Source organism: Streptomyces sp. NBC_01092 (assembly GCF_045039535.1).
Taxonomy (GTDB): Bacteria; Actinomycetota; Actinomycetes; order Streptomycetales; family Streptomycetaceae; genus Streptomyces.
On record NZ_CP108659.1, the window covers coordinates 5,880,869 to 5,893,919 of the forward strand.

The window sequence follows — 13,051 nt, forward strand, 5'->3', positions numbered from 1 at the left end:
CGTGGTCTTCGGTGCTGGGGCGGGAACGGCGCAGGCAGCCAGTACGACCTTGAAGGACACGGGCTGGGGAGCTGCTGAGGCGACGGGAATCGTCGTCGTGGCGGAGGACACCGGCTGGGGGGCCGCACCTGCGGACCCGACTGGTGCGACGTCATGACCACCCCACCCGACGATCGTTCCTTCCGCCGAGAAATGGCCACCGCCTACCGCTCCGGCTGGCACTTCATCGACCTGGTCACCGCGATCCCCCACTCCGGTGACTCGTTGATGGTGACTGTCTTCGGAGAGCCGGTCGTCGTCACCCGGGACGACGACGAGGACGTGCGGGCATACCGATGTCTGCGGCGGCCTCGGGGGGCGCCGCAGCCCGTGCGGTGTGCCATCCGGTACGGAATGATCTTCGTCAATCTCGATCAGCGCGACCACCGACTGGTGGAGCCGGAGGCCCCGGCCCCAAGGACCATCTCAGCCACCCCCCGCAGTGCCTGACGCGATTCCCCCGTCGTAACAGATCGCTCAGGTGCTTCCCCCCGCAGCGGCGTCACCGTGACCTGAACACGGTGACGCCGCTGCAGTTTTCCGGGGACATTTCCCCGTATCCGCCTGTTCATCCGGTCGCTGCCGGAACGGCCGGATCCGGTCACCCCCGCCCCATCGCCCGCGTCAGCTCGATCTCGATCGCCACCCGGTGGGGATTCGGCGCCGGCATCCGGCCGTAGCGCTCCGCGTACCGTCGCACCGCCTCCGCGACCCGCTCCGGCTCCGTGCGGACGTACGCCCGCCCCTCCAGCGTGGCCCACCGTCTGCGGTCCACCTGGCAGACCGCGACGGCCGCCCCGTCCGGGCCGGCGGCCAGGACGTTGCCCACCTTCGTGCTCGACTTGTTCGTGATCACCCGAGCAAGTCGCGCCCCGGGGTCGTATGTGACTCCGACGGGTACGACATGCGGGGTGCCGTCCGGGCGCAGGGTCGTCAGAGTGCACAGGTGCCTCTCCTGCCAGAAGGTGAGGTACGGCGCGTCCGGCGCGCCCGGATCCTGAGGGTATGCCGCCATGGCCCTGGAACCTAGCCGTCCCAAGCCTCTTGGTACTACCTTGAGCGGAATAGACTCAACTTTGTGTACGCTGATTCAGTCAGTACTGGGCGACGCTGACACCAGGAGGAGAACGGACACGTGGACGCAGAGCTGACCAACAGGAGCCGGGACGCGATCAACGCGGCCAGCAACCGGGCCGTGACCGAGGGGCACCCGGACCTCACCCCTGCCCACCTGCTGCTGGCTCTGCTCCAGGGCCCGGGCCAGCGGCAGGACAACGCGAACATCATCGACCTCTTGGCGGCCGTCGACGCCGACCAGGCCTCCGTGCGGGCCGGCGCCGAGAAGGCGCTCGCCGCGCTGCCCAGCGTGACCGGGTCCACGGTCGCGCCCCCGCAGCCCAACCGTGAGCTGCTCGCCGTCATCGCGGACGCCCAGGCGCGCGCCCAGGAGCTCGGGGACGAGTACCTCTCCACCGAGCACCTCCTCATCGGCATCGCCGCCAAGGGCGGCCAGGCCGGTGAAGTCCTCACCCAGCAGGGGGCCAGTGCGAAAAAGCTGCTGGACGCCTTCCAGAAGGCGCGCGGCGGGCGCCGGGTGACCAGCGCCGACCCCGAGGGGCAGTACAAGGCGCTGGAGAAGTTCGGGACCGACTTCACGGCCGCGGCCCGCGAGGGCAAGCTCGACCCCGTCATCGGGCGGGACCAGGAGATCCGGCGCGTCGTGCAGGTGCTCTCCCGCCGCACCAAGAACAATCCCGTCCTCATCGGCGAGCCCGGCGTCGGCAAGACCGCCGTCGTCGAGGGGCTCGCCCAGCGGATCATCAAGGGCGACGTGCCCGAGTCCCTCAAGGACAAGCGGCTCGTCGCGCTCGACCTCGGTGCCATGGTCGCCGGAGCCAAGTACCGCGGCGAGTTCGAGGAGCGGCTGAAGACCGTGCTCGCGGAGATCAAGGACTCCGACGGGCAGATCATCACCTTCATCGACGAGCTGCACACCGTGGTCGGGGCCGGGGCCGGCGGTGACTCCGCCATGGACGCCGGCAACATGCTCAAGCCCATGCTCGCCCGCGGCGAGCTGCGCATGGTCGGCGCCACCACGCTCGATGAGTACCGCGAGCGGATCGAGAAGGACCCCGCCCTGGAGCGGCGCTTCCAGCAGGTGCTGGTCGCCGAGCCGACCGTCGAGGACACCATCGCGATCCTGCGCGGACTCAAGGGACGCTACGAGGCCCACCACAAGGTGCAGATCGCGGACGCCGCGCTGGTGGCCGCCGCGACCCTCTCCGACCGGTACATCACCTCCCGCTTCCTGCCCGACAAGGCCATCGACCTCGTCGACGAGGCGGCCTCCCGCCTCCGTATGGAGATCGACTCGTCCCCCGTCGAGATCGACGAACTCCAGCGCGTCGTGGACCGGCTCAAGATGGAGGAGCTGGCCCTCGACAAGGAGACCGACCCGGCCTCCCGTGACCGCCTGGACAAGCTGCGCCGCGACCTCGCCGACAAGGAGGAGGAGCTGCGCGGCCTGACCGCCCGCTGGGAGAAGGAGAAGCAGTCCCTCAACCGCGTCGGTGAGCTGAAGGAACGGCTCGACGAGGTGCGCGGCCAGGCCGAACGCGCCCAGCGCGAAGGCGACTTCGACTCCGCCTCCAAGCTGCTGTACGGCGAGATCCCCGGCCTGGAGAAGGAGCTGGAGGCCGCTTCCGAGGCCGAGGAGGAGGCCGCCAAGGACACGATGGTCAAGGACGAGGTCGGCTCCGACGACATCGCCGACGTCGTCGCGGCCTGGACCGGCATCCCGGCCGGACGTCTCCTGGAGGGCGAGACGCAGAAGCTGCTGCGCATGGAGGACGAGCTCGGCAGGCGCCTGATCGGCCAGCACGAGGCCGTCCAGGCGGTGTCCGACGCCGTACGCCGCACGCGCGCGGGTATCGCCGACCCCGACCGGCCCACCGGCTCCTTCCTCTTCCTCGGCCCGACCGGCGTCGGCAAGACCGAACTCGCCAAGGCGCTCGCCGACTTCCTCTTCGACGACGAGCGGGCCATGGTCCGCATCGACATGTCGGAGTACGGCGAGAAGCACACCGTGGCCCGCCTGGTCGGCGCCCCTCCCGGGTACGTCGGCTACGAGGAGGGCGGCCAGCTGACGGAGGCCGTGCGCAGGCGGCCGTACAGCGTCGTCCTGCTCGACGAGGTGGAGAAGGCGCACCCCGAGGTCTTCGACATCCTGCTCCAGGTGCTGGACGACGGGCGGCTGACGGACGGTCAGGGTCGTACGGTCGACTTCCGCAACGCGATCCTGGTGCTGACGTCGAACCTCGGCAGCCAGTTCTTGGTGGACCCGGTCACCAGCGAGGCGGAGAAGAAGGAACAGGTCCTGGAGGTGGTCCGGACCTCCTTCAAGCCGGAGTTCCTCAACCGCCTCGACGACCTGGTCGTCTTCTCGGCCCTGAACAAGGACGAGCTGAGCCGGATCGCGCGGCTCCAGATCGACCGCCTCGCCAAGCGGCTGGCCGAGCGGCGCCTCACCCTGGAGGTCACCGACGCGGCCCTGGCCTGGCTCGCCGACGAGGGCAACGACCCGGCCTACGGCGCGCGCCCCCTGCGCCGCCTCGTCCAGACCGCCATCGGCGACCGCCTCGCCAAGGAGATCCTGGCCGGCGAGGTCAAGGACGGCGACACGGTCCGGGTGGACGCGTTCGGCGACGGCCTGATCGTGGGGCCGGCCACCGGGAAGACGCTCTAGCCGCAGGCAGTGGGCACGACGGCCCGTCCCGCATCCGGGGCGGGCCGTCGTCGCGTGCTCACATGGTGAACGCGGTGAAGCGCACGAGTGCGGTGCCGCCGTCCTCGTAGTCCACCCGCACCTGCACCGCGTGGGCGCCCGCGCCGGGATGGTCGCCCGGGGCATCCAGATCGAGACAGAGATCGGCGTCCGGGGTGCAGAACTCGGTCTCGGGCGCCGGGGCGTCCGGATAGGTCCGCGTGAGCCAGTCCGGCACGTCGGCGCGCGGCATCCGGAAGGTCGCGCGGTAATGGATGTCCTGGAACCCCTGCACCTCGCACGCCCCGACGGTCTTGGCGCCGTCCGGCAGCGCGGCCCCGCCGAAGCGCAGGGCGTCGGCGCAGGGGACCTTCTCGGGCCCGGAGCGGGTCAGGTCGTCGTCCGCCAGCACCCACACCGCCACCATGACGACGAAGCCCGCGAGGGCCAGCGCCGGCACGGCCACGAGCGCGGCGAACAGCCACCACCTGGTGTGCCCGCGAGGCGCCTGCTCCCCGCCCTGTTTTCCGGACATGCCCCCACCCTCCGTACGGGACCGTCACGACAGGCCAGATCATGTCAGCCGAGGGCTGACAGGCCCGGTCCGGGGTTGCCACCCCCCTCCCCGCATGAGGGAGGATGGCGTAATCCGTACGAAGGGAAAATCACGGTGAGCATCGACCCGTCCTCGATTCCGAACTTCGGGGGCCAGCAGCCGCAGCCCGGGCCCCCGCCCGGCCCCGTAGTCCCGGATCAGGACCTCGTGAAGCAGCTCCTCGACCAGATGGAGCTGAAGTACGTCGTCGACGACGAGGGTGACCTCGCGGCGCCGTGGGAGCAGTTCCGTACGTATTTCATGTTCCGCGGCGAGGATGACCAGCAGGTCTTCTCGGTGCGGACGTTCTACGACCGGCCCCACAAGATCGACGAGAAGCCCGAGCTTCTGGAGTCGATCGACGACTGGAACCGCCGGACCCTGTGGCCCAAGGTCTACAGCCACACGCACGACGACGGCACCGTCCGCCTGATCGGCGAAGCACAGATGCTGATCGGCACGGGCGTGAGCCTGGAGCACTTCGTCTCGTCGACGGTCAGCTGGGTGCGGGCCGCCATCGAGTTCGACAAGTGGCTCGTCGAGCAGCTCGGCCTTGAGCAGGAGGTCAACGACGCGGAGGAGCCGGAGGACGGCGAGGAGTAGTCCCGCAGACGCGCAGAGGCAGAGCCCGGCAAGGGCACCGGTCGTAACGGGCCGAGTGCCGAGGCCGGGCTTCGCCGTTTGCGCCGCTCACAGCGCCCGCAGTCGCTTGGCCGCCTCCTCCAGCACCTCCGTCCGCTTGCAGAAGGCGAACCGCACGAAGGGCGCTCCCGCCTCCCGGTGGTCGTAGAAGACCGCGTTGGGGATGGCGACGACCCCGGCACGCTCCGGCAGCGCGCGGCAGAAGGCGAAGCCGTCGCTCTCGCCGAGTGGGCGGATGTCGGTGGTGATGAAGTAGGTGCCGGCCGGCCGGAACACCTCGAACCCGGCCTCCGTCAGCCCCGTGGCCAGCAGGTCCCGCTTGGCCAGCATGTCCTCGCGGAAGGCCGTGAAATAGCTGTCGGGCAGGGCGAGCGCCTCGGCGACCGCGTACTGGAACGGCCCCGACGAGACGTACGTCAGGAACTGCTTCGCCGAGCGTACGGCCGTGACCAGGCCGGGCGCCGAGGTCACCCAGCCGACCTTCCAGCCGGTGAAGGAGAAGCTCTTGCCGGCCGACCCGATCGTCACCGTCCGCTCGCGCATGCCCGGGAAGGTCGCCAGCGGCAGGTGCTCGGCGTCGTCGAAGACCAGGTGCTCGTACACCTCGTCGGTCACCACGAGCAGGTCCCGCTCGACGGCCAGCTCGGCGATCGCCGTCAGCTCCGCGCGGGTGAGGACGGTGCCGGTGGGGTTGTGCGGGGTGTTGATCAGCAGCAGCCGGGTGCGCTCGGTGACGGCGGCCCGCAGCTCGTCCAGGTCGAGCCGGAAGCTTCCCTCGTGCGGGCGCAGCGTGACCGGCACGCGGGTGCCGCCCGCCATGGCGATGCAGGCCGCGTAGGAGTCGTAGTACGGCTCGAAGGCGATGACCTCGTCACCGGGCTCCAGCAGCGCCAGCAGCGCGGCCGCGATGGCCTCGGTGGCGCCGGCGGTGACCAGGACCTCGGTGTCGGGGTCGTACGACAGCCCGTAGCGCCGCTGCTGGTGCGCGGCGATCGCCGTGCGCAGCTCCGGGACGCCGGGGCCCGGCGGGTACTGGTTCCCGCGCCCGTCCCGCAGCGCCCGCACGGCCGCCTCGCGGACCTCCTCGGGTCCGTCGGTGTCGGGGAAGCCCTGCCCCAGATTGATGGACCCCGTGCTCAGGGCCAGCGCGGACATCTCGGCAAAGATCGTCGTCCCGAACTCGGCGAGCCGGCGGTTGAGCAGCGGGCGGGTGGTGGAGGTCATGCGGGTCATCCTGCGCCCAAGCTCTGGAGTTCCTCAACTCTGCTTTGGGCCGCGAGAAGGGCGGGAATCTGACTGCCACGCACCGAGCGGTGGCGCCCACGGGGGGACGCCCAGGGCCGCTTCGGGGGAACGGAAGGAGGCTGACGCCATGGTTACTGGTTTCTTCGTGGTGCTGGTCGCAGTGGTCCTTGTGGTGATCGTCAAGTCCGCCACCCGCAGTGGTCGCAACCGCCGGGGGCGCTCGCGCAGCGGCAGCTGGTGGGCCGGCGGCGGAAGCAGTGGATCGTCCTGCGGGGGTGGCTCCAGCTCCTCCTGCGGAGGCGGCTCGTCCTGCGGAGGCGGGTCGTCCTGCGGAGGGGGCGGTGGCGGATGCGGTGGCGGAGGCAGCTGACACGGGGCAGCTGAGCTCCCCGAGCAGGGGGAACCGCATCCGCGACGAGCGGGGCCGGTGTCTGGGACCGGCCCCGCTTTCGTGCGTTCGGCCGCGCACCGGCGCACGCCCCGTTCCCATCGGCGTACGCCGGAGTTGAACAGTTGAGCTGATAAGCCCTCTGAGGGGTGGAAACCCTACGAACTTGGGTAAAAACCCTGTGATGGCGCCCTAGTTCATGATTCAGTGAATTTCGCCAACGCAGCCCCTCGGACGTCCTGCAGACACTCATCTGACCTGCCGATCAATGAGCTGACCGGGTCGACCTCGCCGTGTCGGGGCCGGGGTGCGCCGGAGACCCACACCTCCCCTTGTTCGCGTAGCGGAGCCGACCCATGCTCACGACCCTGAACACCGCCTATACCGACACGCGCGCGGCCGACCTGGCCTGGGCCCTGGGGCGCGAGCCGCTGCCCGCGCTGGCCGCACTCGACCTCGAACTGACCGGTGCGAAGCTTCAGTTGAGACTGCTCGGCGCGTCCCACCAGGTGCTGTTGGAGGAGGAGCGGGGCATCTGTTCCGAGACGGTGGCCTGCATACCCGGCAGCAGCACACCCCTGCCGCTCGGCGTGGCCAAGCGGGCGGGCGACTGGGAGTACGAGTTCGCGGCCCGGGTGGAGATCCTGTCGCCGGGCCAGTTCGCGGGCCGTGCCCAGGAGTTGCTCGCCCTGGTCGCCGACCATCCGCACGGCCTCGCCGGTGTCTTCCCGGGCAGCCCGCACGCCTTCACCGCGATGCTGGCCCAGCACCACGAGGGTCAGGTCCACTGGCGTACGTGGCACGCGTACCCGCAGGACGGGCAGTTGGTGGCGACGCGGACGAGGGTGGGGGTGAGGGTGTCTCCGGTCACCGCCCGGCCCAGGGCGGACGAATCCGATGGTGGCCGCATAAACCACCGGGTACGGAAATGACGGTCAGTTCCACACGTGTGGGTGACGTAGCGTGCGGCAGCCGTAACGTACCGTCGGCAGCGTGATCGAGCCGCACGCCCCCGCCCCACCCGGCACCAGGTCGCCCTGGCCCGGTCCCGCGCGGCTTCCGGTCCGGCCGGGCACCGGACGGTTCCTGGTCCTCGCGGGCGTCTTCGTGTGCGCCGCCTGCGGACTCGTGTACGAACTCGAACTCGTCGCCCTCGCCTCGTACTTGATCGGCGACTCGGTCACCCAGGCCTCCGTCGTGCTGTCCGTCATGGTGTTCGCGATGGGCATCGGCTCCCTGGCCGCCAAGCGCCTGCGCCCGCACGCCGCGGCCGGCTTCGGCGCCATCGAGGCCGTACTCGCCCTGGTCGGCGGGTCCAGCGCGCTCGGGCTGTACGCCGTCTTCGCCTGGACCGGCGACTGGGGCGGGATGTGGGCCAACGGCCCGCGCGCCCTCCTCGTCGCCTTCTCCCTCACCATCGGCCTCCTCATCGGCGCCGAGGTGCCGCTGCTGATGGAGCTGATCCAGCGCATCCGGCGCCAGGACGCGGGCGGCGCGGTGGCCGACCTGTTCGCCGCGGACTACGTCGGCGCGCTGGTCGGCGGCCTCGCCTTCCCCTTCCTCCTGCTGCCCCTGCTGGGCCAGTTGACCTCCGCCCTGATCACCGGCGCCGTCAACGCCGTGGTGGGCGGCGCGCTCGTCCTCGGCCTGTTCCGCCGGGACCTCAGCCGCCGCGCCCGCTGGCTGCTGGTGATCGCCAATGTCACCGTGCTCGGCGTCCTCGCCTCCGCCGCCGTACTCGTCGACGACTTCGAACGGGCGGCACGGCACGCGGTGTACGGGCGGGACGTACGCGTGGCCGTCCAGACGGACATCCAGGAGGTCGTCATCACCGGCGGCACGCAGGGCCGTCCGCTCGACCTCTTCCTCGACGGACGCCTGCGGGTCAGCGGCCGTGACGCCCGCCGGTACCACGAGGCGCTGGTCCACCCCGCGATGAGCGGCGAGCACACGCGCGTGCTCGTCCTCGGCGGCGGTGACGGACTGGCGGCGCGCGAAGTGCTGCGCCATCCCGGGGTGCACCGGGTCGACGTCGTCGAACTCGACGCCGGTGTGGTGCGGTTGGCGCGCGAGGACCCTCCGCTGTCCCGGCTCAACGGCCATGTGTACGACGACCCCCGCGTCCACGCCATGACGGACGACGCCTTCCGCTGGCTGCGGGCGGCGCCGCCCTCGACGTACGACGTGGTCATCTCGGACCTGCCCGACCCCGGCATCACCGCCAGCACGAAGCTCTACTCCCAGGAGTTCTACGACCTCGCCCGCCGCGCCCTGACGCCGCACGGACGTCTCGCGGTGCACGCCGGGCCGGTCTCCACCCGCCCCCGCGTCTTCTGGACGGTCGACACGACCCTGCACACGGCGGGCCTGCGCACCGCGCCCTACCGCGTCAGGGGCCGTGACTCCGGCTTCACGGCGGGCCCCGACCGCTCGACGGGACCGGCGCGGGCACCGCACGACTGGGGGTTCATCCTCGCGGGACGGGACGAGCGTCCCGCGCTGCGGCTCGGCGCGGGGGCGCCACGGCTTCAGACGCTGACCCAGACGGGGCTGACGGCCGACGCGCGGGCCGCGGAGGGGACGCGGGTGTGGGGGCTGGGGGCTTCCACGCTGGTGCATCCGCGGTACTGAGCGGCGGGGGGCCGGGGGCCGGGGGAGGATACGCCCGGCGGGCGGGTGTCCGGTGAGAATCCCGGGATGTGTGGGTGCGGTTCACGCCATGCTGGGTAGGCTCGATCGGCATGGAGCATGAGGTGTTCGTTCCGGTTCCGGCGGAGCGGCTCAGGGAGGTGCTGGCCGATCCCGTACGGGTCGCCCGGGCGGTCCCCGGGCTCCAGCAGGATGCCGGGGCCGAGCCGGTGACCGGGCGGCTGAAGGTGCGCGTCGGCGGCCACACCATCACCTATCGGGGCGCCGTGCGGATCTCCGCCCGGGACGACGGTTCCTATGCCGTCGAGGGCGACGCGACCGAGGCGCGCGGGAGCGGGTCAGTGAAACTGGCGCTCACCCTGCGGGTGGACGAGGCCGACGGCGGGTCCACCATGCGGTTCGAGGGGAGCGCATCGGCGGACGGGCGGATCACGGAGTTCTCGGCGGAGGCGGTGGGGTCGGCCGTCACCCGGTTGCTGAACCGGTTCGGGGGGCAGCTGGGAGTGGTGGCCGGGGAAGAGCGGTCCGAGCCCGAGCCCGAGCCGGAGGTCGAGCCGGAGCCCGGGGCGTCCGTCGAGGCCGTCGAGGAGGCGTTGGCGCCCGGGGAGTTCGAGACCCGGGTGACCAGTGACTTCGAGACGACGCCGGACGCGGATGATGCCGCGGCTCCGGAGGTCGGGGCGCCTGAGGTCGGGGCGCAGCCCGCGTCCGTCTTCGAGAGCGAGGTGCCGCCGCCGGCGCTGGATCCCCGGGCCCAGGACGACGAAGCCGATGAAGATGACGCGGACGACGGGCACGACGAAGGCGACGAGGAGCCGCCCGTCGCGGAGGCGGCGCACGCCCGGCGGACGATGATCGGTCGTAGCGCGGAGGAAGTGGACCACGCGCCGCCGCGCGGCCGGTACGCGCCTGTTCCGGCGCCGCAGACCGTCGCGCCGCATTCCACCCTGCGGTGGGCCGCTCCGGCGGCGGCGCTGGTGCTGGCCTCGGCGTTCGTGGTGGGGCGGATGCTGCGGCGACGCCGCTGAGCGGTCCCGCCCCCGCCGCCCCGGACGGGCTGAGCCTGCCCACGCTTGATCACCCCAGTAGGGTCGTCCCCGTGAGTAACGAAGACATCACGCTGACCGCGGGTGACGCGGAGGTGGACGTGCTGCCGGGGAACGGCGGGCGGGTCGGGGGGCTTCGCGTCGGCGGGACGGAGCTGTTGCGGCAGGGGGAGCGGTTCGGGTGCTTCCCGATGGTTCCCTCGTGCGGGCGGATCAGGGACGGCCGGTTCCTCGACGGGGCCCGGGTGCGGCAGATGCCGCTCAACGCCCCGCCGAACGCCATCCACGGCACCGCCCGCGACGGCGCCTGGAACGTCGCCCGGGTCACCGACGACGAGGCCGTCATCACGTACGACCTGGTCGAGCCCTGGCCGTATGCCGCTCGCGTCACCCACGTGATCGCGCTCACCCCGGACAGCCTCAGCCTGACCATGTCGGTCGAGACGTACGGGGACTCGTTCCCGGCGCAGATCGGCTGGCATCCCTGGTTCAACCGGAACCTCGGCGGCGAGGGCGCGCAGGACGCCCGGCTCGACTTCACCCCGGCCTGGCAGGAGGAGCGCGGGGACGATCACCTGCCCACCGGCAACCGGATCGAGCCGAAGCCCGGCCCTTGGGACGACTGCTTCGGCATGCCCGGAGGCGTCGACGTCACCCTCACCTGGCCGGGGCAGCTGGAGCTGAAGGTGGCCAGCCGTGAGGAGTGGGTCGTCGTGTACGACGAGCAGGAGGCCGCCGTGTGCGTCGAGCCGCAGACCGGGCCGCCCAACGGTCTGAACACCCTGCCCCGCCTGGTCACGCCCCTGGAGCCGCTGGAGGCCACGACCGTCTGGAGCTGGCGGCGCCTCTAAGCTGGGCGGCATGACTGACGTACGTGGCGAGCTGCTGCAGCAGATCAAGGACAAGGCCGTGGTGCACGGCAAGGTGACCCTGTCGTCGGGTCTGGAAGCCGACTACTACGTCGATCTTCGGCGCATCACCCTCGACGGGCAGGCCGCTCCGCTCGTCGGGCAGGTGCTGCTCGACCTGACGGCCGACCTGGAGTTCGACGCGGTGGGCGGGCTGACCATGGGCGCCGACCCGGTCGCCGCCGCGATGCTGCACGCGGCCGCCGCCCGCGGCAAGCGCCTCGACGCCTTCGTGGTGCGCAAGGCCGCCAAGGCGCACGGGCTGCAGCGCCGGGTCGAGGGACCGGACATCGCCGGCCGCCGTGTGCTCGTCGTCGAGGACACCTCCACCACCGGCGGCTCCCCGCTCACCGCCGTCGAGGCCGTGCGCGAGGCCGGCGCCGAGGTCGTCGCCGTCGCGACGATCGTCGACCGGGCCACCGGGGCCGCCGAGAAGATCCAGGAGGGCGCGGGAGTGCCGTACCTCTTCGCGTACTCCAAGGACGAACTCGCTCTGGACTGACGCCGGCTCCCGAGCGGCTTCCGAGCGGCTTCCGTCTCGGCTGGTGACAGGCGCTCGGAGCATCCCGGTTCGTCTGGAAAGATGGGGCCGACGATGACGTCACACCCCCCAAGGTCTAGGTCAGGGCCGTAAGAAAAACGCCGTACGCAGTACGTCAACCCGCACACTCCAAGGAGCGGACAGATGCCCATCGCAACCCCCGAGGTCTACAACGAGATGCTCGACCGGGCGAAGGCAGGCAAGTTCGCCTACCCGGCCATCAACGTGACCTCCTCCCAGACCCTGCACGCGGCCCTGCGCGGCTTCGCGGAGGCGGAGAGCGACGGCATCATCCAGATCTCCACGGGTGGTGCGGAGTTCCTCGGCGGCCAGCACAGCAAGGACATGGTCACGGGCTCCGTCGCCCTGGCCGAGTTCGCGCACATCGTCGCCAAGAAGTACGACATCACCGTCGCCCTGCACACCGACCACTGCCCGAAGGACAAGCTCGACGGGTACGTACGCCCGCTGCTCGCCGTGTCCGAGGAGCGCGTCGGGCGCGGTGAGAACCCGCTGTTCCAGTCGCACATGTGGGACGGCTCGGCCGAGACCCTCGCCGACAACCTCTCCATCGCCCAGGAGCTGCTGGAGCGCGCCCGCGCCGCGAAGATCATCCTTGAGGTCGAGATCACCCCGACCGGCGGCGAGGAGGACGGCGTCACGCACGAGATCAACGACTCGCTGTACACGACCGTCGACGACGCGATCCGTACGGCCGAGGCGCTCGGCCTCGGTGAGAAGGGCCGCTACCTGCTGGCCGCGTCCTTCGGCAACGTCCACGGTGTGTACAAGCCGGGCAACGTCGTGCTCCGCCCCGAGCTGCTGAAGGAGCTGAACGAGGGCGTCGCCGCCAAGTTCGGCAAGGCGTCCCCCTTCGACTTCGTCTTCCACGGCGGCTCCGGCTCCACCGCCGAGGAGATCGCGACCGCGCTGGAGAACGGCGTCGTCAAGATGAACATCGACACCGACACGCAGTACGCCTTCACGCGTCCGGTGGCGGCCCACATGTTCCAGAACTACGACGGTGTCCTGAAGGTCGACGGCGAGGTCGGCAACAAGAAGACCTACGACCCGCGCACCTGGGGCAAGCTCGCCGAGGCGTCCATGGCCGCGCGCGTGACGGAGGCCTGCGGCAACCTGCGTTCTTCGGGTACGAGGATCAAGTAGTTCCCTGGGTTTCCCCGGATTTCCCGGGTTTTCCCGGGTTTCCCCGGGTTTCCCTGGATCTTCCGAGC

General features: G+C 71.0%; 12 protein-coding genes. 9 read left to right on the forward strand and 3 right to left on the reverse strand.

Annotated elements, in window-relative coordinates; all coding sequences use genetic code 11:
* Window positions 1-153: 153 nt before the first annotated feature.
* Entirely contained in the window at window positions 154-489 is a 336-nt protein-coding gene (locus OG254_RS26820; protein ID WP_147994775.1) for a hypothetical protein, read from the forward strand.
* A gap of 151 nt (window positions 490-640) precedes the next feature.
* Here the strand turns inward: OG254_RS26820 and OG254_RS26825 are convergent, their stop codons facing one another.
* The gene (locus OG254_RS26825) at window positions 641-1,054 is read right to left on the reverse strand and encodes a pyridoxamine 5'-phosphate oxidase family protein (protein ID WP_405586403.1); all 414 of its coding nucleotides are present in this window, start codon (window positions 1,052-1,054) and stop codon (window positions 641-643) included.
* Window positions 1,055-1,174: 120 nt separating this feature from the next.
* On the opposite strand from OG254_RS26825, the gene clpB reads away from it, so the two are divergent.
* Window positions 1,175-3,784 (forward strand): ATP-dependent chaperone ClpB, encoded by a 2,610-nt coding sequence (gene clpB / locus OG254_RS26830; protein ID WP_405586406.1) that lies wholly within the window; start codon window positions 1,175-1,177, stop codon window positions 3,782-3,784.
* Between the two features lie 58 nt (window positions 3,785-3,842).
* On the opposite strand, the gene OG254_RS26835 is transcribed toward clpB, so the two are convergent.
* A complete protein-coding gene (locus OG254_RS26835; RefSeq protein WP_405586419.1) occupies window positions 3,843-4,337 on the reverse strand; it encodes a hypothetical protein in 495 nt (164 codons plus the stop codon).
* Between the two features lie 135 nt (window positions 4,338-4,472).
* On the opposite strand from OG254_RS26835, the gene OG254_RS26840 reads away from it, so the two are divergent.
* Entirely contained in the window at window positions 4,473-5,000 is a 528-nt protein-coding gene (locus OG254_RS26840) for a YbjN domain-containing protein (RefSeq protein ID WP_147994779.1), read from the forward strand.
* Between the two features lie 87 nt (window positions 5,001-5,087).
* On the opposite strand, the gene OG254_RS26845 is transcribed toward OG254_RS26840, so the two are convergent.
* The gene (locus tag OG254_RS26845) at window positions 5,088-6,272 is read right to left on the reverse strand and encodes a pyridoxal phosphate-dependent aminotransferase (protein ID WP_405586422.1); all 1,185 of its coding nucleotides are present in this window, start codon (window positions 6,270-6,272) and stop codon (window positions 5,088-5,090) included.
* A 756-nt stretch (window positions 6,273-7,028) separates the two neighbouring features.
* Between OG254_RS26845 and OG254_RS26850 the strand changes: the two genes are divergently transcribed.
* From OG254_RS26850 to fbaA, 6 genes are all read left to right on the forward strand, one after another.
* The gene (locus OG254_RS26850; RefSeq protein WP_405586425.1) at window positions 7,029-7,604 is read left to right on the forward strand and encodes a DUF2617 family protein; all 576 of its coding nucleotides are present in this window, start codon (window positions 7,029-7,031) and stop codon (window positions 7,602-7,604) included.
* A gap of 61 nt (window positions 7,605-7,665) precedes the next feature.
* A complete protein-coding gene (locus tag OG254_RS26855) occupies window positions 7,666-9,303 on the forward strand; it encodes a polyamine aminopropyltransferase (protein ID WP_405586427.1) in 1,638 nt (545 codons plus the stop codon).
* 110 nt (window positions 9,304-9,413) lie between these two features.
* On the forward strand, window positions 9,414-10,349 hold the full coding sequence (locus tag OG254_RS26860) for an SRPBCC domain-containing protein (RefSeq protein ID WP_405586430.1): 936 nt from the start codon (window positions 9,414-9,416) through the stop codon (window positions 10,347-10,349).
* Between the two features lie 71 nt (window positions 10,350-10,420).
* The gene (locus OG254_RS26865; protein WP_405586432.1) at window positions 10,421-11,218 is read left to right on the forward strand and encodes an aldose 1-epimerase; all 798 of its coding nucleotides are present in this window, start codon (window positions 10,421-10,423) and stop codon (window positions 11,216-11,218) included.
* 10 nt (window positions 11,219-11,228) lie between these two features.
* Window positions 11,229-11,777, forward strand: coding sequence for an orotate phosphoribosyltransferase (gene pyrE, locus OG254_RS26870; protein ID WP_147994785.1), 549 nt, complete (start codon window positions 11,229-11,231; stop codon window positions 11,775-11,777).
* 183 nt (window positions 11,778-11,960) lie between these two features.
* Window positions 11,961-12,983 carry a class II fructose-bisphosphate aldolase gene (fbaA, locus tag OG254_RS26875; RefSeq protein ID WP_405586435.1) on the forward strand — a complete coding sequence of 341 codons (1,023 nt, stop codon included), beginning with the start codon at window positions 11,961-11,963 and terminating at the stop codon, window positions 12,981-12,983.
* Window positions 12,984-13,051: the final 68 nt, after the last annotated feature.

What these genes read in the sequence shown, in the direction of transcription:
- fbaA (WP_405586435.1), top strand. Translation starts at nt 11,961, where the DNA reads ATGCCCATCGCAACCCCCGAGGTCTACAACGAGATGCTCGACCGGGCG.
- OG254_RS26820 (WP_147994775.1), top strand. Translation starts at nt 154, where the DNA reads ATGACCACCCCACCCGACGATCGTTCCTTCCGCCGAGAAATGGCCACC.
- OG254_RS26835 (WP_405586419.1), bottom strand. Translation starts at nt 4,337, where the DNA reads ATGTCCGGAAAACAGGGCGGGGAGCAGGCGCCTCGCGGGCACACCAGG.
- OG254_RS26860 (WP_405586430.1), top strand. Translation starts at nt 9,414, where the DNA reads ATGGAGCATGAGGTGTTCGTTCCGGTTCCGGCGGAGCGGCTCAGGGAG.
- OG254_RS26850 (WP_405586425.1), top strand. Translation starts at nt 7,029, where the DNA reads ATGCTCACGACCCTGAACACCGCCTATACCGACACGCGCGCGGCCGAC.
- pyrE (WP_147994785.1), top strand. Translation starts at nt 11,229, where the DNA reads ATGACTGACGTACGTGGCGAGCTGCTGCAGCAGATCAAGGACAAGGCC.
- OG254_RS26845 (WP_405586422.1), bottom strand. Translation starts at nt 6,272, where the DNA reads ATGACCCGCATGACCTCCACCACCCGCCCGCTGCTCAACCGCCGGCTC.
- OG254_RS26825 (WP_405586403.1), bottom strand. Translation starts at nt 1,054, where the DNA reads ATGGCGGCATACCCTCAGGATCCGGGCGCGCCGGACGCGCCGTACCTC.